Below are 21,609 nucleotides of genomic sequence, written 5' to 3' on the forward strand. Positions count from 1 at the left end.
TGGTATGTGGTATCTGAAACAAAAGGTCAGGATCAGATCAGGGTAATTGAAAATGGTTCAAAAAAATCCCCCGGGGCAAACTGAGGGATTTGTGTAGAAGAGACAGATTTTTTAATGGGGTTTTATATTTTCCCCTTTAAAAATGTGATCGCTTTTTGGGCTCTGCGTGACAAGGGCCATTCCGCGCGGTGGATAAGCCAAATGGTGTCTACAACTTGGCTGCCACATTCCACAACATAGATATCTTCTTGTCGTTCAAAGGCTTTGCGGGCGTATTGCGGTATAACCGTAAATCCTAGCCCTTTTGCGACAGGCTCGAGAATCAGGCTGATTTGGTTGGTAAATCCCTTGCAGGGGATCTCTTGAATGCCGGGATGGGTTGGATATTTACGGCTAAGCAGCCGAGTTGCCATGGCCTCACCATCGGGATGGGAGATAAACCCTAGCCGTTGTAAATCAGCCCATTCATGTTGTTTATGGCTTGCAGGTACCACAAGTTCAAGCGGCTCTTCGGTAAAATGTGTGCTGTGAATACGAGGATCGGAAGGTTTTAAGGTTACCATGCCGATTTCATGTTCATTGGCCAACACTGAGGCCACTATCTCACTGTCAGGTGCAAAACGGTGGCGAATGCTTAACGCCGGAAAGGCTTGTTGTAATTCGATTAATAGCGGAAAGAGCGTTAAACCAATGCTACCTGGAGTGATAAGGCTAATATCACCCGCATTGGCGTCATCATGGATCAGTTTCTGCTGTAAGCGCTTTTGCGCGCATTCAACTTCTTTGACGTAGGTCAGCAGGTTTTCCCCAATGGGAGTGATTTCAAGCTGGCGGGTGCGGCGTAAAAACAGTGTGCCGTAGGTTTCTTCTAAGCGACTGATATGCTGACTCACGGCCGCTTGGGTGATACCTATAGCTTCGGCGGTGCGGGTGAAATTGCCTTTCTCGACCAGAACGCTAAAGGTGTGTAACCATTGTGGATTTATCATAAGTAAAATTTATCAAATCTATAATCTGTATGTGCTTTTAATTATGGCACGATAAGACTAGTCTGTCGTCATTCAGTATTCAAATACCTTTTGATCTTAATAGACACAGGAAACACCATGGCCGATCTATTTTCATCCTTCAAACTTAAAGATATCACCCTCAAAAACCGTATTGCCGTTGCACCCATGTGCCAATACCAAGCCACAGATGGACTCATCAACGACTGGCATCAGGTGCATTACACTAGCCTTGCCCGTGGCGGTGCCGGTCTTGTTGTGGTTGAAGCCACTGCGGTTTCTCCCGAAGGACGTATTACCCCCAAATGCCTTGGGTTATGGAATGACGAGCAAGCCCAAGGCCTAGCTAAGGTGGCCAGCGCGATTAAAAATGCCGGCGCAGTGGCGGGGATTCAAATTGGTCATGCGGGCCGTAAAGCGAGCGCGAATATTCCGTGGGAAGGCGATGACCATATTGCCGATGATGACGCGCGAGGTTGGCAACCGATTGCACCATCAGCCGTCGCCTTTGGGGCAAACTTACCTAAAGTGTCAACTGCTATGACGATTGAAGACATTGAGCGCGTTAAAGCAGACTTTGTGGCGGCGGCAAAACGGGCCTTGGCCGCAGGATTTGAATGGTTAGAACTGCATTTCGCCCACGGTTATTTAGCCCAAAGCTTCTTTTCAACCTATGCTAATCAACGCACCGACCAATACGGTGGCAGTGCCGAAGGGCGGGGGCGCTTTTTGTTAGAAACCATTGCCGCGGTAAGAGACGTTTGGCCATCGCATTTACCCTTAACGGCGCGATTTGGCGTGATTGAATTCGACCATAAAGATGAAGAAACACTGACGGAATCGATAGCCTTGGTGAAGCAATTTAAGCAAGCGGGGCTCGATATGCTGAACGTCAGCATTTGCTTCTCGACCCCAACGGCAAATATTCCATGGAGTCCTGCATTTTTGGCGCCTATTGCAGCGCGGGTTCGTCAAGAAGTGGGGTTCCCCGTTGCGACTTCTTGGGGTATGGATGATCCACATCAAGCCAATGCGGCCATTGAAGATGAAAAAATGGATTTAGTGATGATAGGTAAAGCGTTTTTAGCGAATCCACATTGGCCGTATCAAGCGGCGCAAACCTTGAAAATTGAGCGCCCATCTTGGGTATTACCCGCTTCCTACGCCCATTGGTTAGCCCGCTACTCTACGGTTAAAGCCGATTGATTGTAGAGTGAGTTGATTTAAGCCTAAGCCTTAAAAAGCCGTTATCTAGAGATAGCGGCTTTTGGCTTTAGTGGCAGGTAAGATCCATCATTAAGAGGCTAGCTACAAGAGACTAGCTTCAAGATACTGGCCACGCAGCTCTTCAACCCACACAGTTAAATCCAAGCTTCGTGCATTTCGTATTCATCCAGTCGCCAGGGAATAAAAAAGCCCCAATCCTGTAGGAATGGGGCTTTCTTAACTAAGATGATGAAGCTCAGTGATTATAGAAACGTCGACCTTCACGCATCACTTCAATTAATTCAGGCGCGCTCATTTTTTTATTGAGCCTATGTTCATAGTTTTCATCGTAAATACGATATTTACCGTGGCGGTCAATCACTGTCACTTCTGCTTCTTGATAGATAGCAAAAATACGGCTATCACCTATATAGATCCACGTTTCTTTGTCAGGTTGTAATAGGCTGCGGCCAGCGCTGTAATCTGTCGTGTTATTGGTGCAACCTAGCACGTGGGTCATTAAAGTCGGCGCTATGCCGTAATGGCTGGTGCGGTATTTGACCTTAGAAGCGCCCGTATTCGGCCAGTGGATCACTAATGGCACTTTGACACTCTGTGGTGACAGGTTGCGATTAGCTTCATCACTATTGCTGGTGAACATTTTGCCATTGACCCCAGTGATAATCACTAAGGTGTCGTTGGACACATTGGCCAGCATCGTCTTGAGTTGTTGATCGACAAAATACAGAGATTGGCGATATTGATTAAACAGTACTTTTTGCGCTGGCATAAGGTCGGTATTGGCTTTCACTGTTTCGATACCCAGAAAACCCACGGGAGTATCAAAATTTTCTGGCGCTTTTAAGTTAACGAGCGCCAACCAAGGTTTATGTTGAATGCTGTGCCACTCGTTAAAACTGGCCACTGTGTGCAAATCGGCATCGGCGCTGCCATTGGTTTCTTTGGCTACGACAGGATTAAAGTCATTAAACATCGCCTGTGATGAACGTAAATTGAGATTGGTTTCAGGGAGGAAAAGCCCCAATTCATAGCCTGCTTGTTGAAAACTTCTAGTCAGTAAAGGACTGGTGCTATTAAAAATTCGTGCATCGCCATAACTGCCTTGCAGGCCATAGAGTAGCGAAAACATGCCTGTTCTAAATTGGTTGCCGCCGCTGAAATGCTGGGTAAAAGATTGATTATTTTCAGTGTATTGTTGTAGGAATGGCATGCTTTTGCCATCGACCATATCCGCCCGCAAACTGTCGATGGTAATCATCAACACGTTGATTTTCGTGTCGGCCTGGCAGGTGAGTGGCTGCTCTGGATAGCTGAGTACACTGGTGTTGTGATTGACGTCATCGCCTTGGTATGAACCATCGATACCGTGACTTTCCATAAAGGAGCGAGCAGTCGCGGGATAAGATAAAGGATAAGTATCGTCGAAACGGGTAATTTCTGTGATATCGGCGGCATCGGCCCAAATGTGGATCAAGTGGCTGCTGATAAAACAGATACACACTAAGGTGATAACTTTATTGCCTAAATTGAGTTTTTGGATTTTCTCTATGCGTTTCCACAAAAAGTTCGCCATGGTCAGTTCAATGGCGATGATGGCCAGCGGTGTGACGATATAAGAAGTACCACGGAGCAGGGCATTGAGATCCGCCCAAGCTAAATCGAAGGCGAAGGGGCTCAAGTGCATGCCGTAATCGGCGTAAACAATGGTATCGTACAATAAGATACAAAGACTTAGGGTCGCAATCACCGCCGCGACGCCTCTTAATATCTTCGAATAAGGCAATATCAAGGTCAGTGGGAACAGGCAGATCAAATAGGCGATAAAGGCGAGAAAGCTAAACTGACCAATAGTGCTGACGCTTAGATAAACCCAGCCATACCAAGTTTCTGGATAACCCACGCTGCCAAGATATCGGCTGCCGACTATCATGGCTAATAGGCCATTGAAGAAGGCGAACCAATGTCCCCAGTTGATGAGCCGGGAAACCCGATCGCGGCTCATTTGCTTTTTTCGCTCGACCATAGTGATCCGCTTATTCCTAAAAGACCTTGTATCTTATATTCTTTTGACGATTATTACCCAGTTAACTTACTGGGATTTAACCGATTGTGCGAGTGCTTTTGCAAATTGTTCGGCCACGGCTTGGCGCGATTCGCTTGGCACTTTACGTTCTAGCAGGTTTGTCACGCAGTTACCCAATGCCATCAGGCTCAGGTCAGTCGGTGCTTTATGCTTTTCTAACACAGCCAATATTTCGGCGATTAATGATTCAACTTGGGTGTTTGAGTATTTCGATTGGATTGCCATAATCAAAAAATGTTTCACTTTGGAATGGATTAGCGGCATATAATAGCGGATTTATCCCAGTATCACTATCAGGGCTTATGAGTATTAACATCGAACACGCAATTATTCACGAGATTTCTCAGGACAGTCAGGGGCAATTACGCTGCCGTTTGCGTCCTCAACCTCTGCTGAACGGTCAGGCGGTCGAGGTGATGCTCGACGAGTTGCATCAAACTTATACGGGAAAGGCCGGTAAAGGTTTTGGCTATTTTGGTATCCATGGCGACGACGGTGAGGCCAATCCTGCTTTTGCTAACGCACTAACCCAATACCGTGGCGGCGACTTAGGATTTGTGGAGTTTTCGGGCCAAGCCAGTAAATTGCTGCAAGAAGAGTTGTCGAAGTACGATTTCAGCCAAGGCGGTTTTTTGCTGATGTCTTGCTACACCAGCATCACCAGTGATTATCTGTTTGTCGCCTTATTAAGTGCTAAGTCGTCGATGACTGTGTTAGACGATATGGAACTGTCGCAAAATAATCATTTGGATTTAAACAATATCCAACTGGCGGCGCGTATCGATTTAACCGAGTGGCAAGCTGATAAAGACTCGCGTAAATACATTTCCTTTATCCGCGGCCGTGCGGGACGCAAAGTTGCCGACTTTTTCCTCGACTTTATGGGCTGCGTCGAAGGCGTTAACACTAAGGCGCAAAACAAAACCTTAATGAATGCGGTTGAAGATTTTGTTGCCAGCAGTGAGCTGACGAAAGACGAGCGTCAGCAGTGCCGTAATAAAGTGTTTGAATATTGCAGTGAGCGCTTCGATGAAGGCGCTGACATCGAGATCAAAGACTTGGCCGATGAGTTAGCCGACCAAGGTATGGACTCTTTCTACGATTTTGCCCGTGGCGGCAGTTATGATCTCGATGAAGAGTTTCCGGCCGACAAATCAACCCTGCGCCAATTGAAGAAGTTTTCAGGTACTGGCGGCGGCGTGACGTTAAGTTTTGATGGCGGCCACTTAGGTCAACGGGTGATTTACGATCCCATCTCGGACACGATTTTAATCAAAGGTGTACCTGCAAACTTAAAAGATCAGCTTGACCGTCGTCTTAAAGGCGAATAGCACTTAATTAATACACCGTTTTTTAAGCGAACGAATAACCCAAGGCCGAGCGTGTTGACTCTCGGCCTTTTTGCTAACCTAATCACCAAATCACTAAGTGTCGCGCTGACTCAGTTTCTAAGTGAGAACTTCTTAGTCAGTGACTCGTTGCCTATGTTAATTATTGGAGCTAAATGGCACAGGACGTGGCGTATCTTTATTCGATGGTGGCAAAATCGGCAGCGTGATTTGTGGCTGTTCGCCTGTTAAGGCTTCAAGGAAGGCGACCATTTCTTTCACTTCTTGGTTAGAGAGTTTTTGCCCTAATTGAATGTCTGCCATGGTATTCACCGCTTCTTCTAAGGTCCATACGCTGCCATCATGGAAGTAGGGATAGGTGAGCTCAATATTGCGTAGTGTCGGCACTTTAAACACAAATTTATCAGCTTCTTTACCTGTGACGCCCTTACGACCTTCTGCAGGATTATTGGTGTGGAACGGTTTGATGAGGCCCATTTTCATATACATGGTTCCACCGACAGCGGGGCCATTATGGCAACTTACGCAACCTTTATCCTTGAAGAGTTGGTAACCTGCTTTAGCATTCGCGCTGATGGCATCTTGTTTGCCCAGAAGAAATTGATCGAAGGGGCTATTAGGGGTGACTAAGGTTTTTTCAAAGGTGGCAATTGCATCGGTTAAACGGTCAATTGTGACTTTGTCATCGCCATAGACCTTGGCGAAGTGCGCTCTGTAGGCTGGCATAGAGGCGATAGTTTCAGTTGCGAGTTCATGGGTAAAGCCCATCTCTTTCGGGTTGGCGATAGGGCCCGCGGCTTGTTCTTTCAAATCACTGGCACGACCATCCCAAAATTGAGCCAGCATAAAGTCGGCATTTAGCACTGTGGGCGAGTTAATTGGACCTTCCTGCCAATGGTGACCAATGGATGTGGGTAGAGCATCGACACCACCAGTGGATAAATTATGGCAAGAGTTACAAGAGATAAAGCCAGATTTAGACAGTCTGGGTTCGAAGAACAGCATTTTACCTAATTCAACTTTTTCAGGTTCAGTGATTTTGGCTGCTGTGATCACTTCGATGGGTTCTGCACTGATAGCATGGGCACTGGCTAACATACCTGCGATGAAAATGGCGATAGATGTAAGTTTGGTCATCTTATTTCTCCCTATATAACCTTGGTATTTGTATGGTTTAATTGGGATGCTAGCGGTTAATAAGGCTGAGTGATAATGCTTTGTTTCGATTGGGTCTATCGCTGTTGCGGATTAAGCTTTTGCGATCTAATTCTCTGTTTTTATTCTATTATTCTGCTAGGTTGAACTGTGTTCCTGTTAAGGCTTTATCTGTTAATCGACAAGGTCGATGCATTGTTGCTTTCTGTCTAACGACATTTGATGGTTGCAATGAGTTACATTACTGGATTTTCGACTACCTGATATACACATCTGATACAAACATCTGAGACAAAATATTGAACCGAGTGGATTCATTTGTCGCGACAACAGACGGAATTGATTAGAATCTCTGTTCATGTTGAGTTGACTCGTGTTGAGTGCCTCAAGTTAGCACGCTCGGCCATCGCCAAGCGGTGCTATAAAATTACATAGGTGGACTGTTTTTCTGCCGAGGAGCGTTAATGCAATTGTTTGTCAAAGATTTAACTGTGATCGATTTTTCCTATTTGTGCCCAAAGCGCGGCATGGTGGGGGAGAGTTGGATTGTCGATGTTCTGCTTGAGGGCGGATTAGACGAGCAAAACATGGTGCTCGATTTTGCTAAAGTCAAACGTACGATCAAGCAGACCATAGATGCGGTGGCCGATCATCGTTTATTAGTGCCTACGGCCTGCAGCAGTGTGCGATGGCAACAGCAGGGCGATAGAGTGTGGATGGATTTTGATAGTCAGTTAGGTGAAATTCATTTGGCCTGTCCTTCCCAAGCCTTTGCCTTAGTGCCGACCGAAGAGATTGATATTCCCAGCGTGAATGCCTTTTTACAGAAAGCGTTACGTGAAGCTTTACCTAAGAATGTCGAAGGGATCACGCTCACCTTGAGACATGAAATCCTCGATACGCCTTACTACCATTACAGCCATGGTTTACGTAAACATGATGGTAATTGTCAGCGTATCGCCCATGGACATCGTAGTCCTATTCATGTTTATGAAAATGGCAGTCCAGCACCTAAGTGGGATGAGTATTGGGCCAAACGTTGGCATGATATTTATTTAGGCAGTGAAGAGGACTTGGTTTCAGTTAAGACTCTTAATCTTTCGCTGCAAACGCGGATAACCGATGACAGCCACTATGGTTTTCATTACCAAGCCCCCCAAGGGGATTTCCAATTGGCAATGCCAAAGGAATGCTGTGATTTAATTCCCCACGACACGACGGTTGAGTTGTTAGCTGATTATATTGCCACGACATTAGTCGCTAAAGTGCCAGGAAGTCAGTTTAAAGTGGTGGCGTTTGAAGGTGTTGGCAAGGGCGCGATCGTCGTGAAGGGATAGGCACTACGAGCTGATATAAGTGAATGGACTTAAACTATTCACCTTTTAATCACGGATTTAATAGGCCTCGGTAGATTATCGGGGCTTTTTTGTTTGTTTTTAGCATAGGCTGAACTGAGATTATGACAGGGATGTGGGTTTGCAGAATCGATTTTTATGGTGCGTTAGGTTAACGTGGCATTGATTGAATTCGGCTGCGTTTTGTGTCGCGATGAATGTATTTAGTGGGTCTTGATCCCTATTGCCCATCGATAAGGATTTTTTGAAGATGTTAGAAACTAGGATATTGGAAACTAAGATGCTGGAAAATAATAAGATGTTGAGAAATAAAGTATCGCAATTTTTATCTCACGATGGAGCCCCCCTAAGTTCAAATCCAATGCGCTGCTTATCGGCATTATTCACTTTGGGCCTAGTGCTCATTGCGCCTCAGGTACAAGCTGAGGTGAGTTTACAGGGTAAGTTAGAGCAAGGCGCATTAATGCGGGGTCAAGCGCCTGCGGGCACTCAGATTAGCTTAAATGGTGAAGCCATCAAGGTCACGCCTGATGGTCATTTTGCCTTTGGTTTTGATCGCGACGGTGAATTGAGCCAGCAGCTAACCTTGGTTTATCCCGATGGCTTGACTGAGGTTAAGCCTTTAACCTTAACCAAGCGAGAGTACGATATTCAAAGTGTAAAGGGCATTAGCTCGAAGATTATGAAGCCCGATCCTGTCGCGCAGGAAAGAGCGGCGAAAGACACGGCGCAGGTAAAAGCGGCGCGGGCAACATTTAGCGAGCAAACTGCATTTTTACAGGCGTTTATTTGGCCGCTGACGGGGCGTATTTCAGGCGTTTACGGTAGCCAGCGTATTTATAACGATGTACCCGGTAATCCACACTTTGGGGTGGATGTGGCGGCGAAAACCGGCACTGTAGTGGTCGCCCCCGCCGATGGTGTTATTAGTCTTTCTGTACCTGACATGTTTTATTCGGGCGGGACTATGGTGATCGACCATGGTTATGGCGTGAGTTCGAGTTTTTTGCACTTGAGTAAGCTGTACGTCAACGCGGGTGAAGCGGTTAAGCAAGGCCAAGCTGTTGCAGAGGTGGGCGCAACAGGCCGTGCAAATGGTCCACACTTAGATTGGCGAGTGAACTGGTATCAAATGCGCCTCGACCCTACGACCATAGTGCCGCCAATGGCAACAGTGCTAGCGAATGAGAAGGCCAATAAAGCGGCCAAAAAGGGCTAGGTTCGATATTCAACTCTGGCTCACTTAAATGGCGCAATGATGCGCCATTTAATGGTGATCCTTATCGTGAACACTTAGTGAGTTGGCTTCTTTTTAGGCTAGCTTCAAATGTCTGCTTGCCAATAATCATTTTTAACCGAGTCGTCTAAAAAGATTACTTCAACAGTGGATGATCAGCAGGCAACTGGCGGGTGATCCATAAAATCAGTTTGTGTTTCATGTTTGGCCCATCTTCTTTATCTTTGGCCAGTGGCTGGATTAAGTTGTCGGTGACCAATAAACGATAAATGCATTCCACTTTGTCTTTGGGTGAGATGCCTTTGTCAAAGTCTGCATATCCGCGTTTTTTGGCATAGCCCACGCCGATTTCCATGGCGAACTTCAATATTTGTGCTTCGTTCTTGTGTGGCTTCATTGGCGATCCTCTGTTTGCACATAGCATCCATTTACTGGACACGATAATTTGTGCCTGATGGCATCTGCGAGTTATATGTCCTAAGTTACGCTAAATATGCTGTTTTTTAGATTTAATTTTGGCGATTTTTGACAAAACCACCAAAAAACTGACCTAAAAATAACGAGAATATTGAATCTGATTAAATTGTCATCAACTCAGATGTTAACTCAGTTACTGTCGTAGGTTTTAGCTAAGGCAAGTGCCGATGAAAATCTAAGCTCAGTTTTATCTGCCTGAGTTTAAGTCTGACTTAACATTCAGATACTTGTTCGCTCGCGATGACCGCTTTTATGCCATGGGGATGCACTTTAATGCACACATTTCCGAGTTTAAAGGCGATAGTTGGATTGGCTAAACGTTCTTTATCGCCTTTGGGCGAGCTCATCTTGACCTTAATCTCAGCTTGGGATGGCAAGTCTGGTAATCTTGACTGCTCTGATTCAGCTGTCTGCTCTGATTCAGCTGTCTGCTCAGATTGCGGCAATGGACTCAGTCCTAGGTTGAGTAAAGGGCGGAGTGTTGGACATAAGACCAGTAAGTCTTGGCTCAAGGTATCGCAATCTTTAGCTTTAGAATCAATAACTAATTCTATGTGCTCCCAGCCTTCCAGTGGATAAACTTTATCACTAGGATAGGGAAGTTCGACGCAGGCAATGCTAAATTGACCGAGTGTGAGTGGCGTGTCTAGCTCGATGATCAGAATCGTACGGCCATTGATAATGTTGTCTGAAATGATTTTTCCTACGCGGCTAAAGGCGTCTTTCAGGGCATTGGCGCTGGCGATGGAATTGACGCGCAGCGCGACATGGTCGCAAACCAGTGCTTTATCTGCTAAGTCTAAGGTTTCAAGCAAGGCTAAAATCTGTGCTTCGAAGGCGGGCCAGCCTTGGATTAATTGCTCATAGCTGAGGTTTGCACTGTGCGGCGCAACAGGCTCGTTGAATTTAGGCATAAATACTCCAAGGCATTTCTATTGGCGTTAGTTTTATCCCTTAAGTAAATGACCGAGACTATTACAACTAACATCATGCTTTAAAAGGTTAAATAAAAACGCCCATTAAGCTGGGCGTGTTTGATATCGTTCAATTATCTATTTGGCATTTTGCCATTAGGAAGCGGGCTAAGATTAAGGCCAAATCTCAATTGGTGTTCCTTCATCGACCACTTTCCACACTTCATCCATTTCGGCGTTGGTAATCGCGATACAGCCGTCAGTCCAGTTGTATTGCTGGGCTTGTTCTGGCGGCAGTGACGACTTAGGGTTTTGGCCGTGGATCATGATCATGCCTCCGGGTCTAATGCCTAAGGCTTTGGCTCTGAGTTTATCCTCTTCATTAGGATAGGAAATATGGATCGATTTATAATAAGCACTATCAGGCTTTTTATAATCTAGGGTATAACGCCCCTGTGGTGTGCGTTGATCGCCTTCCTTTAATTTGTGTCCAGCGGGTAGGTCACCCATGGCGATGCGATATTGTTTGAGCACTTTGCCATCGCGTAATAAAGCCATACTGGATTCGGATTTAGTGATCACCACCAGATCCACTTTACCCATGCCAGAGGCATGTAATTCGGGTGAAACGAGAGCCGCGATAGTCACAGTGAGAGATGTCAATGTGGAAAGTAGGGTGGCGCGCATGAAGTCCTCGAAAATAAACACAGGTTGTTGGCTTTTTTCGGCATCATACCGCAATTTTATCCTACTGTGAGTAGATAATTTTGAGCTAGGTGCAATTGCATGGCAGACTCGTGGCATATTTATACTGTAATCCCTGTGTTAGTCAGTTTGTTGCAAGGAAGTAAAAGCTTTTATGTCTGAGAATATCGAATCCGAAAGTCCGTTAAAACGTCAATTACGTACCATTATTTTTGGCACTGATACTCCCGCTGGCCGCTATTTTGATATCGCCCTCATGGTGTGTATTGTGTTGAGTGTCGGCTTAGTGTTCCTCGACACAGTAGAGATATTCCATCGCGAATACGGCCAGCTTATTTCTGTGTTGGAATGGGTATTTACCATTATTTTTACGATTGAATATGGCCTACGTTTGTACTGCGCGAATCATCCTGTGTTATATGCTCGCAGCTTTTATGGTTTAGTGGATTTGTTATCGGTATTGCCAAGTTATCTGGCGTTGCTGATCCCTGGCGCTAACTTCACCTTAGTCATCCGGATACTTAGGCTGTTTAGGATTTTCCGCGTACTCAAATTACTGCGTTATTTGAGTGAAGGAAATGTTCTACTTAGGGCGATGATGCAGTCGAGTCGTAAGGTTTTTTTGTTTTTCTTCTCGGTCAGTTTGATCGTTATGGTACTGAGTTCAGTAATGTATGTGGTTGAAGGGCCTGATAATGGTTTCAGTTCAATCCCTAAATCTGTGTACTGGACAATTGTGACTATTACTACAGTCGGTTACGGCGACATTACCCCGAAAACCGGATTAGGTCAGGCGATTGCGGCTTTTACTATGCTAATTGGTTACTCGATTATCGCAATCCCAACGGGGATTTTAACCGCCGAGATATCCCAAGAAGTAGGGCGTCATCGAGATTTACGCTCGTGTAATCAATGCCATAAGACAGGTCATGATATTGATGCCATGTATTGTAGTCGTTGTGGATGTGAGCTAGATAGCCTAGATGTGCCCGTTGATAAAGGCGTTTCATGATGACTTCGGCGAACACTTTTTATTTTTTGTAGGTAAAAGACACGTATGACGCAAGCCAAGTTTGTTGAAGGCCCCATATTACGCCATATCTTAGTGATGAGTTCGACCGCAGCGGTAGGGATTTCTGCCTTATTTGTCGTGGATTTACTGGATATCTTTTTCCTGAGCCTATTGGGAGAGCATGAACTCGCGGCGGCTGTGGGATATGCGGGGAGTATTTCGTTTTTTACCACATCGATTGGAATTGGTTTATCGATTGCATTAGGGGCTTTAGTGTCTCGCTCGATTGGCGCAAAAGAGGTGGTGTTGGCAAAGCGCTTATTACTCAATAGCGCGGTTGTGACGACACTGATCAGTGTGCTGGTGGCGGCAGTGGTCACCATCTTTATTCCTGAGCTAGTTGCCTTAGTCGGCGCGAGTGGTCATACGGCAGAGCTTGCTGCGAGCTATTTGTATATTCTCGTGCCTTCCTTGCCTTTTATCTGTCTTGCGATGGCGCTCGGCGGGGCTTTGCGCGCCGTGGGTGATGCAAAGTTATCTATGATGTCGACCTTAGCGGGAGGCGGCGTTAATGCAGTACTCGATCCGATTTTTATCTTCATGTTCGCCATGGGGATTGAAGGTGCTGCATTGGCATCCGTCTTAGCACGGGTGGCGGTATTTGTGATTGCCGCTCGCGGTGTGGTGGTTAAGCATAAGTTGTTAGGCCATTTTGATAAGGCACATTTTGTCGCCGATCTTAAGCCTATCTTTGCCATTGCAGGCCCTGCGATGTTAACCAATGTGGCAACTCCCATCGGAAATGCCTTTGTGACCCGAGCGATCGCCGATTTCGGTGACGCTTATGTGGCAGGCTGGGCAGTATTGGGGCGTTTAATCCCTGTGGCTTTTGGGATGATCTTTGCACTGTCCGGCGCGATTGGACCTATTGTTGGGCAAAACTTTGGCGCAGGTCAGTTTGACCGAGTACGTGAGAGTTTAACGCGAGCGATTCAGTTTTGTACTGTGTATGTGCTGGTAATGTCTTTGCTGCTGTTTATGCTTAAGTCACATTTGGTCAGTGTGTTTGATATGAAGGGCGACAGCGCTGATCTTATTCACTTTTTCTGCAGTTATATCGCAGTATTCTTTATCTTTTCGGGGATTTTATTCGTGGCGAATGCGTCCTTTAATAACCTTGGCAAGGCCAAATATTCCACGCTATTTAACGTAGGTAAAGCCACTGTAGGCACTGTGCCCTTTGTGTATTTTGGTGCACTTTGGGGTGGTGTTTACGGTGTATTGATTGGGCAAATTTTAGGGTCTATTTTGTTTGGTATATTAGGTGTGTGGGTTGCCTATCGTTTAGTGGATAAAGTGGCGGCGCAGGCACAGTTTTCCGCCGCGGCTAATCTTGATGCTGCGAATGCTATCCCCCGTAATGTCGTACTGAGTGAGGAAGAGGAAATCGCTAATTGTGTTGCACAGAACTTACCGAGTGCGACCAATCCGCTGTCATCCTCGTGCGTGCAGATGGCGCAATTAACGGAGGAGCAAGAGAATGAGCCCGTATTACCCTATTTAGACGAGGGTAAAAAGCCTAATTGACGTTATGTGGCTTAGCTGCGCCGTGTAGAAGCTGTGGGCAAGAACGCAGATAAAGATGAGCTCTTAATAATGAGGAGAAGTCAGAAAGCTGCTAATGATAGGAATGCTGAAAAACAAAATGCCACAAGATTGCTTGTGGCATTTTGTTTGAAACGGCGTTTGCACTTCATTTAGTTAAGTTAACAATGCCAAAATACGCTGTTAAAAGACTATTCTGCTGAGCTTCTTATTCTTCAATACTTGGCGTGTCTTGTTGGCCTTCGACTTGTTCAGTCGCGGCTTCTGATGCTGCCATTTTTGCGCGATCAGCCTTAGAGATGTAACCTGATTTTGCAGGTGAGCCGATAGTCACTGGGTCGACTTTATTCAGTCTGGCCTTAGCGCGTTTAGCTATTTTCTTGATGATCTTTTGTTTCTTGTTCATGACGTCTCTAATTTCGTTTCGCACCCGCTACGCGCAGGAATATGAGGCCAAGGGCTCAATTGAGGCGGGATTCTAACTCAATCTGAGCGAACTGACCATGTTTTGCTGAATTTTGTCGAAAACAACGGCTACTCTTTGGGAACTAGTTTTGCTATATGGCGTTAGCATAACAATTTGACTCAAACGGTACTGTTAGTATTTCACACGACAAATGCTGCAAATTCTGTGGTGTAGGCTGTCAGTGTGGATCAAAAGCCATTATATTGCCTAGCATTATGAGTTTGAATAATTGACTCTACTGTTATTTTATTGCTCATATCCTGAGTTGAGGAAGATGTGTGTTATTAACTAAAATCACTTTTTTTGAGCGCTTTGAGCACGATATATTAAGTGGCACTAAAACCATTACATTGCGTGATGAAACGGAATCCCATGTGATTGCAGGTCAAACACTTCCCGTTTCAACCTTCGAAACCGACCGCTGGTTTTGTGATATCTATATTATTGATGTCGTGCCAGTGACCTTAACTGAGCTCTCAGACATTCATGCTAAGCAAGAGAATATGACGTTGCCGCAGCTACGTGATGTGATTGCAGAAATTTATCCCGGTCTTGAGCAATTGTTTATGATCCAGTTTAGGGTTTTACCGCAGTAAAAGTATAGAGCGTAATTCGTAAAAGAAAAAAGGCCGCACAGCAGCCTTTTTATTACAAATTCAATGGCATATTAAGTTGTCGAAGATTGCTGAACTGTTCAAGAACATCAGCTATCCAAGACAACTAAACCGTCCAAGGTAACAGTTTTTTGGCAAAGTGATCGGCTTGGCCTAAGCGAATCGCTGCGCGGTGACGCATCCGATAAAATGCTTGATAGCACAGGGGGACTAAGTACAAACTAGTCACTGTCGAGAACGATAAGCCACCGATAATGGCGATTGCCATGGGGTAATATGGCGGGCCGCCGCCACCGATTTGGGTATCACCCATCGCCAGTGGGACTAATCCCAGTACTGTTGTACCTACTGTCATTAACACTGGCCGCAAACGGGTGATACACACCTCCCGAATGGTGTCAGACAATTTGTCGAGATCCGGTGTCATCTGATTGATTTGATCTACCAGAACGATACCGTTGTTTACCACAATCCCCATTAAAATCAAGATACCTATCATTGCCATCACAGAAATAGGGGTGCCTGTGATAAACAGCGCCCAGAATACACCTGTGATGGAAAATAGGATCGAGGTAATAATCGCCGTCGGTAACAGTAGAGATTCAAACAACGCCGCCATAACAATATAAATCATCGCGACAGCCAAGAGCATATTAGTCACCATCACGTTCTGATCTTCATCTTGGCGCTCGAAGCCACCACGGAGTGAATAGTCGTAACCATCGGGGAAACGGATATTTTCCATCACTTGCTTAATCTTAGTTTGCGCCTCTTCTGTGGTGAGGTTTTCTAAGTTAGCCCCAATCGACAGCGAAGTTTGGCGATTGAAGTGTTTGATAGTATCGAAGCGGGGTTGGATCTCAATCTTCGCCAGATTATCTAAGGTGTACACTCTTTGGTCGAGGCGTACTATGGGTAACTGCTTGAGTTTCTCAAGTGACTTTTGCCATTCTTTCTCGTAGGCCATTTCGATGCGCAGCTCGCCATTAGGATCGTGGCGGAAGGATCGCAGCGGTGAACCGCGCAGTGCCATGGAGATACTTGAGGCAATTTCATTGAGTTTTAAATCTAACCGCGCCGCCATTTGTCTATCAATGCGGATAATCACTTCTTGCTGAGCGCCGTTAAGCTCGGAGCGAACATCTTGTAATCCTTTGATATTTTGCAACAAAGGAATAACTTGCTCGCTCAAGTTAATCAGCTCAGAGGTTGAACGTCCTGTCAGTGTGACTCGCACGCCAGAGTTGTCATTGCCCCAGCCAAATTGTGGTTTGGCGATGGAATACTTAGGAAAGCCACTGCGGATTTTCTTTTTTAACTCATCCACTGACATAGGCAAATCTTTCTTTAGGAGGATCACTGATGAGCCATCGTCAGAGGCATAATAGCTGTAGACAGAATCAATATGGAATTCCTCTTTATTGTTATAAAGATATTCTTCCATTTGGTTGATCATCGCCTCAGTGACATTGAGATTATGTCGACCTTCTACTTGGTAGTTAATGTAGATTCGTTCATTGCTCTCGCTGTCTTCTTGATCCTGTTTAACCATAGATAGCGGCAGGGCGGTGGATGCGAGGATCGCTACAGCAATCACACCTGAGCGCCAAGGTCTGAGCAATACCCAATCTAGGGTATTATTGTAGAAACGTTGTAATTTACCCGCATCCTTTTCGGGGGCGATGTCGAAGTGGAACTTAGTCAACATCAAAGGGATTAAGGTTTTTGCGACCAATAGCGACGCTGCGAGTGAGATACAAATCGCAATAGCAACATGCTCTAGAAAAATGGTGATCTCGACTTTTACGCCAAAAATATTAGGTAAAAATACAATGGCGGTTGTCATTGTGCCTGCCAATACCGCCAGAGACACTTTATCGACCCCCGTCATGACTGACTCTTCATTGTCTTTAGGGTGTTTACCTTGTTTTTCCTGCAGTACGCTCTCAGTGACAACCACAGCATTATCAATCAACATACCGACGGCGAGCAGGAGCCCCATCATAGACAGAATATTCAAGCTGTAACCGAGTAGATACATAGCGGCGAGCGTCATACCAATTGAAATAGGTACGGATGACACAACCACTAAAGTCATTTTCAAATTACGCAGGAATAAGTACAGCACGACAAAGGACAGCAGTGCACCGATTAACCCTGAAAGCAGCAAATCCATTAGTGAAGATTTTACTCCAGAGGCTTGATCTTCCATGATAAATAGGCGAATACCTTGGAACTGTTGGTCCTGTTTCGCAAGCTCAATCACCTTCATTACACGGTCTGACACTTCGACTAAGTTAGCGCCAGATTCCTTAAAAACATCCAAACCCACGGCATAGTGCTTATCTAAATGTCGACCTTCGATACGTTCAGGTAGGGCAAATTGCACATCGGCGATATCGCCTAAGGTCAATCCGGGGAGCAGTACTAGTGCTTTGATATCTTCAAGGTTTCTAAACTCACCCTTAGGTGAAACTTGATAAACGATATTACTGGCCCTGAGTGTACCTGCGCTCAGCACAAAGTTCTCTCTGCCGAGACGTTGTTGCAAATCAGTGGCTGAAAATCCACTGGCGGCAAGGCGGTCGGCATTGATGCGTACCTCAATTTGCTTTTGCTCAACGCCGTACAGGCTGACCTTAGAGACACCTTCAACACGTTCAAGTGGACGCTTGAGCTGTTTATCGAGTAGATCGAATGCACCTGAAAGCTCACGATCACTTGAGATGCGTATGGTGAGCACAGGCATGTCGGCGGTGGAGAATTGGCGGATAAAGACCCGCTCCACATCCTTGGGCAGTAAATGTCGTACAGCATCGATTTTTTCCCGCGCTTCTAAGCTCTTAGTGGCAACGTTTTCCCCCCACTTCATGTTGATTTCGATTTCGGCGCCTTCTTGGGAGGATTCTGATTCAAGCTCATCAATCCCACCCATAGTCGCGAGGGATTCCTCCAGCACTTTGGTAATATCGCGTTCCACTTCAGCAGGGGTCGAGCCTTTGTAAGGCACTTCCACCACTATCTGTGGGATATCGATACCGGGGAACATTTCCAGCGGTAATAGGCGACTCGAGGCGAGACCAAACAGCAAGATAGCAAAGAAGAACATGCTGGTGGTTACGGGGCGCTTAATGGCTAAACGGGTGAGGTTCATGGGCGAGCCTCCTCTACGTTTACATGTGAGCTAGTTACGGCGTATTCTTTACGGTCGAACAGGGCATAGAGCACTGGGAGCACAATTAAGGTCAGTAGTGTTGATAAACTCAGACCAAAGATCACCGTAATCGCCATCGGTGCGCGCACCTCTGAGCCATCACCTAGACCTAGTGCCATCGGCAATAAGCCTAAGGTCGTGGTGAGGGTTGTCATCATAATCGGGCGTAGGCGCGATTTAGCTGCATCGCGAATGGCATCAAGTTTTTGAGCACCTTCGCTACGCAGTTGATTGATCCGATCCACAAGCACAATCGCGTTGTTCACGACGATCCCCGCCAACATGATAAGGCCAATAAATACCACCACACTCAAATGAGTTTGGGTGATATAAAGCCCAAGTACACTGCCACCTAATGCCATAGGTACGGCAAAAAGGATAAGCAAGGGGTGCAGTAGTGATTCAAACTGACTCGCCATGACTAAATACACCAAGAAAATCGCTAAGATCAGGGCAATTTTGAGTGATTGGAATGAGTGCTCCATTTCCTCATTTTGACCACCAAAACGGGCCTGAACCGATGCGGGTAACACTTGTTGCGATAGTATCTGCTGCGCCTGTGCAACCGCATCGCTTAAATCACCATAGGCGAGGTTAGCTGATACGAGAGCTACACGTTGTTGGCTGATGCGGTTAATCGCAGATGGGCCTAATTGCAATGAAACTTCTGCAACTGCGCTTAATGCAATAGGCTGACTGCTATTCGGATTGATGATTAAGGCATCGATATCGCTGATTTGATCCCGCTCCGCGAGTTCACTGCGCACCAGAATATCAATCTTACGGTCACGCACTGTGTATTGACTGGCAACAGTACCACCAACACGTTGGGCAATACGGTTTGCAACCGTTGGCGCATCCATTCCTAGAGCCGCTAACCTTGCATGATCGAAACGGATACTTAGCTCAGGTTGACCATCACGTAGACTGGTGTTCACGTCGGCAAAACGCTCCGAGGCGGATAATGCTTTGACGAGACTATCTGCGCTGCGTTTGAGCAAGTTTAAATCGTAACCTGTGAGTTCAATCTCCAGTGGCGTTTTAAAGCTGAATAACTCAGGTTGCTCAATTTTCGCTTCAAGTTCAGGAATGCGGCGCGCAGTATCACGTAATACTTGAGTGACTGCGTTATAGGCACTGTGGTCGTTAAGCACCACTTGCAAGCGGCCCCAGTTTTCACCCCCGCGGGCAGTATCCGAAGTCATCAAACCGCCACTACCGGCTTGGCTATAAGCATGTTTAACTTCGGCTCTGTCTTTAATGGACAGTGCAAGTTGCTGTAATATCTTGTCTGTTTCGCTCACTGCCGTACCCGGCGGTAGCAAGATCTCCACATAAAACTCACCCTGATTCATTGGCGGAATAAGCTCCATACCAAGTCGCGGTAACAAGCTAATACAAGCGCCTGTTATTGCAATCGTGAGTAACAGTGTTGCTTTTTGTTGGCGCAGCGCCGAGGCCAGAAGCTTGTAATAAACCTTCTCAATACTGTGGTAGACAAAGTTAAATGCTGAGCTTAACGGGCGCATCACTAGACCAATAAGCCATGAAAAAAAGCGGCCTAAAATCAACACTAAGGTCAGTAGTGCACTGGGTAAGTAACTAACAATTAATAGAATAGGAAAGGAAAACACAGTCGCGCTATAGTGTTTAAGCTTGCCCATTTTAGTGGTGGGTTTATCCTTAGGTGTCGTTTTTATCAGCGCGGGTAAGGTTTTAAAGCCTTCACGTGATGCCAGCATTGGAATGGACGTTAACGCGACTAATAGCGATGCTAACAGCGCAAAAGTGACCGTTAGCGCTTGATCTGAGAAGAGGGCGCCGGCAATCCCATCCACAAATACTAGTGGCACAAACACCGCAAGAGTGGTGAGTGTTGAGGCAAAAATCGCGCCTGCCACTTCTTTAGTCCCTGTCACTGCAGCTTCTAATTTACTCATGCCTTCGCTACGGCAGCGGTCTATGTTCTCTAATACCACAATGGCGTTATCGACCAAGAGGCCGATGGCAAGGGCGATACCACCTAATGACATGATATTTAAGCTGATATCGGCAAAATACATCATGTTAAAGGTGGCGATGACTGAGAAGGGAATCGAGATAGAAATAATCAGTGTCGGGATGATATTACGCAAGAACAGGTAAATCACTAGCATAGATAACAAGCTGCCCATCAGCGCAGAAGAGGTGACTTCGCTGACCGCACTTTCGATAAACTCAGACTGATCGTAAATAACTTCGAGCTTATTTTGCTTAGGGTCTTGATTGATTTTGACGAGTTCATCGCGCAGTTTTTTGGCGACAGCGACAGTATTTGCATCACCTTCTTTATAAATGGCCAGTTCAATCGATTCTTGACTGCCGATGCGGGTGATATCACTACGCTCTTTGTAGGCATCTGTGATGGTAGCAACTTCGAATAAACGGACTAAAGCTTGCTCGTCGCGATAGACGATCACTTGGCCGAGTTCATCTAATGAGTTGAATTGGTTTAGCGTTCGTACTAAGTATTCGCGATCACCTTGGATCACTTTACCCGCAGAGAGGTTGATGTTTTCCTCATTAATACGACGTTTAATATCATCGGCATTGAGATTGAGCTGCGACAGTTTTTCTTGATTGAGCTGAATATGCACTTCTTGCTCTAGGCCACCAGATAAACGCACGGCGGCGACCCCAGATAGCGCCTCTAAACGACGCTTAAGCTCTTCCTCTGCATAGGTGCGCATTTGTTTGAGATCGGCTTCAGATGCATTGGGCACCGACAGCGCAAGACGCATAATGGGGTCGAGATTGGGGTTAAAACGAAGTAATAAGGGCTTTTTTACATCGAGCGGCAGAGCGATAGTGTCGAGTTTTTCACGTACATCTAAACTCGCCATATCCATTGTTGTGCCCCATTCAAACTCAAGCACCACATCTGACATGCCTGAGCGCGAAATAGAACTGATTTTACGTAAGCCTTTGACCACGCCAACGGCTTCTTCAATTGGTTTAGAGACGAGCTGTTCGACTTCAACTGGCGCCGCGCCGTCATACATAGTGCGAATGGTTAACGTGGGATAGCTTAAGTCTGGCAGTAACTTCACCGCTAGGCGGGAAAATCCCACCATACCGAATAAAATCACCGCCAGCATGAACATCCATACCGTGACAGGCCGTTTAACGGAAGTGCTGATAATTGACATG

The 21,609-nt window shown here is 46.0% G+C and carries 17 protein-coding genes; 7 read left to right on the plus strand and 10 right to left on the minus strand.

All coding sequences use genetic code 11. From position 1 onward, the window contains the following. Positions 1 to 122: 122 nt before the first annotated feature. Positions 123 to 989 (minus strand): LysR family transcriptional regulator, encoded by an 867-nt coding sequence (locus tag KO531_RS20330; protein WP_173496815.1) that lies wholly within the window; start codon positions 987 to 989, stop codon positions 123 to 125. A 117-nt stretch (positions 990 to 1,106) separates the two neighbouring features. Here KO531_RS20330 and KO531_RS20335 point away from each other — a divergent pair, with 117 nt between their 5' ends. Continuing rightward, entirely contained in the window at positions 1,107 to 2,213 is a 1,107-nt protein-coding gene (locus KO531_RS20335) for an NADH:flavin oxidoreductase/NADH oxidase (RefSeq protein ID WP_219252108.1), read from the plus strand. A 256-nt stretch (positions 2,214 to 2,469) separates the two neighbouring features. On the opposite strand, the gene KO531_RS20340 is transcribed toward KO531_RS20335, so the two are convergent. Continuing rightward, positions 2,470 to 4,257: a DUF3413 domain-containing protein gene (locus tag KO531_RS20340; protein ID WP_219252109.1), complete on the minus strand. Its 1,788-nt coding sequence runs from the start codon at positions 4,255 to 4,257 to the stop codon at positions 2,470 to 2,472. 66 nt (positions 4,258 to 4,323) lie between these two features. Beyond that, positions 4,324 to 4,542 carry a YejL family protein gene (locus tag KO531_RS20345; protein ID WP_011847036.1) on the minus strand — a complete coding sequence of 73 codons (219 nt, stop codon included), beginning with the start codon at positions 4,540 to 4,542 and terminating at the stop codon, positions 4,324 to 4,326. Between the two features lie 77 nt (positions 4,543 to 4,619). On the opposite strand from KO531_RS20345, the gene yejK reads away from it, so the two are divergent. Beyond that, positions 4,620 to 5,648: a nucleoid-associated protein YejK gene (gene yejK / locus KO531_RS20350; RefSeq protein WP_006081997.1), complete on the plus strand. Its 1,029-nt coding sequence runs from the start codon at positions 4,620 to 4,622 to the stop codon at positions 5,646 to 5,648. Positions 5,649 to 5,804: 156 nt separating this feature from the next. Here the strand turns inward: yejK and KO531_RS20355 are convergent, their stop codons facing one another. Further along, on the minus strand, positions 5,805 to 6,803 hold the full coding sequence (locus KO531_RS20355; protein ID WP_219252110.1) for a cytochrome-c peroxidase: 999 nt from the start codon (positions 6,801 to 6,803) through the stop codon (positions 5,805 to 5,807). Between the two features lie 482 nt (positions 6,804 to 7,285). Here KO531_RS20355 and KO531_RS20360 point away from each other — a divergent pair, with 482 nt between their 5' ends. Together KO531_RS20360 and KO531_RS20365 are read left to right on the plus strand one after the other, a co-directional pair. Next, positions 7,286 to 8,158, plus strand: coding sequence for a 6-carboxytetrahydropterin synthase (locus KO531_RS20360; RefSeq protein ID WP_219252111.1), 873 nt, complete (start codon positions 7,286 to 7,288; stop codon positions 8,156 to 8,158). Between the two features lie 379 nt (positions 8,159 to 8,537). Further along, a complete protein-coding gene (locus KO531_RS20365) occupies positions 8,538 to 9,395 on the plus strand; it encodes a M23 family metallopeptidase (protein WP_113940609.1) in 858 nt (285 codons plus the stop codon). A gap of 154 nt (positions 9,396 to 9,549) precedes the next feature. On the opposite strand, the gene KO531_RS20370 is transcribed toward KO531_RS20365, so the two are convergent. The 3 genes from KO531_RS20370 to KO531_RS20380 form a co-directional block, all read right to left on the minus strand. Beyond that, positions 9,550 to 9,810, minus strand: coding sequence for a DUF5062 family protein (locus KO531_RS20370; RefSeq protein WP_006081993.1), 261 nt, complete (start codon positions 9,808 to 9,810; stop codon positions 9,550 to 9,552). A gap of 292 nt (positions 9,811 to 10,102) precedes the next feature. Next, the gene (locus KO531_RS20375) at positions 10,103 to 10,804 is read right to left on the minus strand and encodes a VOC family protein (protein WP_219252112.1); all 702 of its coding nucleotides are present in this window, start codon (positions 10,802 to 10,804) and stop codon (positions 10,103 to 10,105) included. 174 nt (positions 10,805 to 10,978) lie between these two features. Beyond that, positions 10,979 to 11,491 (minus strand): L,D-transpeptidase family protein, encoded by a 513-nt coding sequence (locus KO531_RS20380; RefSeq protein ID WP_028759690.1) that lies wholly within the window; start codon positions 11,489 to 11,491, stop codon positions 10,979 to 10,981. A 172-nt stretch (positions 11,492 to 11,663) separates the two neighbouring features. On the opposite strand from KO531_RS20380, the gene KO531_RS20385 reads away from it, so the two are divergent. Together KO531_RS20385 and KO531_RS20390 are read left to right on the plus strand one after the other, a co-directional pair. Then, positions 11,664 to 12,521 carry an ion transporter gene (locus KO531_RS20385; RefSeq protein ID WP_168825370.1) on the plus strand — a complete coding sequence of 286 codons (858 nt, stop codon included), beginning with the start codon at positions 11,664 to 11,666 and terminating at the stop codon, positions 12,519 to 12,521. Between the two features lie 45 nt (positions 12,522 to 12,566). Beyond that, entirely contained in the window at positions 12,567 to 14,108 is a 1,542-nt protein-coding gene (locus tag KO531_RS20390) for an MATE family efflux transporter (protein WP_219252113.1), read from the plus strand. A 226-nt stretch (positions 14,109 to 14,334) separates the two neighbouring features. Here KO531_RS20390 and KO531_RS20395 read toward each other — a convergent pair whose 3' ends face one another. Then, positions 14,335 to 14,532 (minus strand): DUF2986 domain-containing protein, encoded by a 198-nt coding sequence (locus KO531_RS20395; protein WP_028759693.1) that lies wholly within the window; start codon positions 14,530 to 14,532, stop codon positions 14,335 to 14,337. Between the two features lie 338 nt (positions 14,533 to 14,870). Between KO531_RS20395 and yqfB the strand changes: the two genes are divergently transcribed. Beyond that, on the plus strand, positions 14,871 to 15,188 hold the full coding sequence (yqfB, locus tag KO531_RS20400; RefSeq protein WP_173496818.1) for a N(4)-acetylcytidine aminohydrolase: 318 nt from the start codon (positions 14,871 to 14,873) through the stop codon (positions 15,186 to 15,188). A gap of 124 nt (positions 15,189 to 15,312) precedes the next feature. Here the strand turns inward: yqfB and KO531_RS20405 are convergent, their stop codons facing one another. Further along, positions 15,313 to 18,360, minus strand: coding sequence for an efflux RND transporter permease subunit (locus KO531_RS20405; protein ID WP_219252114.1), 3,048 nt, complete (start codon positions 18,358 to 18,360; stop codon positions 15,313 to 15,315). Then, complete coding sequence (locus KO531_RS20410; protein WP_219252115.1) at positions 18,357 to 21,608, minus strand: efflux RND transporter permease subunit; 3,252 nt, start codon at positions 21,606 to 21,608, stop codon at positions 18,357 to 18,359. Before KO531_RS20410 ends, KO531_RS20405 begins: the two co-directional genes overlap by 4 nt. Position 21,609 lies beyond the last annotated feature (1 nt).

Origin of the sequence: Shewanella sp. NKUCC06_TVS (assembly GCF_019345515.1) — a bacterium.
In the GTDB taxonomy this organism is placed as follows: Bacteria; Pseudomonadota; Gammaproteobacteria; order Enterobacterales; family Shewanellaceae; genus Shewanella; species Shewanella oncorhynchi.

Bases quoted from the DNA above. Each gene is read 5' to 3' on its own strand.
- KO531_RS20330 (WP_173496815.1), bottom strand. From the start codon at position 989: ATGATAAATCCACAATGGTTACACACCTTTAGCGTTCTGGTCGAGAAA.
- KO531_RS20335 (WP_219252108.1), top strand. From the start codon at position 1,107: ATGGCCGATCTATTTTCATCCTTCAAACTTAAAGATATCACCCTCAAA.
- KO531_RS20340 (WP_219252109.1), bottom strand. From the start codon at position 4,257: ATGGTCGAGCGAAAAAAGCAAATGAGCCGCGATCGGGTTTCCCGGCTC.
- KO531_RS20345 (WP_011847036.1), bottom strand. From the start codon at position 4,542: ATGGCAATCCAATCGAAATACTCAAACACCCAAGTTGAATCATTAATC.
- yejK (WP_006081997.1), top strand. From the start codon at position 4,620: ATGAGTATTAACATCGAACACGCAATTATTCACGAGATTTCTCAGGAC.
- KO531_RS20355 (WP_219252110.1), bottom strand. From the start codon at position 6,803: ATGACCAAACTTACATCTATCGCCATTTTCATCGCAGGTATGTTAGCC.
- KO531_RS20360 (WP_219252111.1), top strand. From the start codon at position 7,286: ATGCAATTGTTTGTCAAAGATTTAACTGTGATCGATTTTTCCTATTTG.
- KO531_RS20365 (WP_113940609.1), top strand. From the start codon at position 8,538: ATGCGCTGCTTATCGGCATTATTCACTTTGGGCCTAGTGCTCATTGCG.
- KO531_RS20370 (WP_006081993.1), bottom strand. From the start codon at position 9,810: ATGAAGCCACACAAGAACGAAGCACAAATATTGAAGTTCGCCATGGAA.
- KO531_RS20375 (WP_219252112.1), bottom strand. From the start codon at position 10,804: ATGCCTAAATTCAACGAGCCTGTTGCGCCGCACAGTGCAAACCTCAGC.
- KO531_RS20380 (WP_028759690.1), bottom strand. From the start codon at position 11,491: ATGCGCGCCACCCTACTTTCCACATTGACATCTCTCACTGTGACTATC.
- KO531_RS20385 (WP_168825370.1), top strand. From the start codon at position 11,664: ATGTCTGAGAATATCGAATCCGAAAGTCCGTTAAAACGTCAATTACGT.
- KO531_RS20390 (WP_219252113.1), top strand. From the start codon at position 12,567: ATGACGCAAGCCAAGTTTGTTGAAGGCCCCATATTACGCCATATCTTA.
- KO531_RS20395 (WP_028759693.1), bottom strand. From the start codon at position 14,532: ATGAACAAGAAACAAAAGATCATCAAGAAAATAGCTAAACGCGCTAAG.
- KO531_RS20405 (WP_219252114.1), bottom strand. From the start codon at position 18,360: ATGAACCTCACCCGTTTAGCCATTAAGCGCCCCGTAACCACCAGCATG.
- KO531_RS20410 (WP_219252115.1), bottom strand. From the start codon at position 21,608: ATGTCAATTATCAGCACTTCCGTTAAACGGCCTGTCACGGTATGGATG.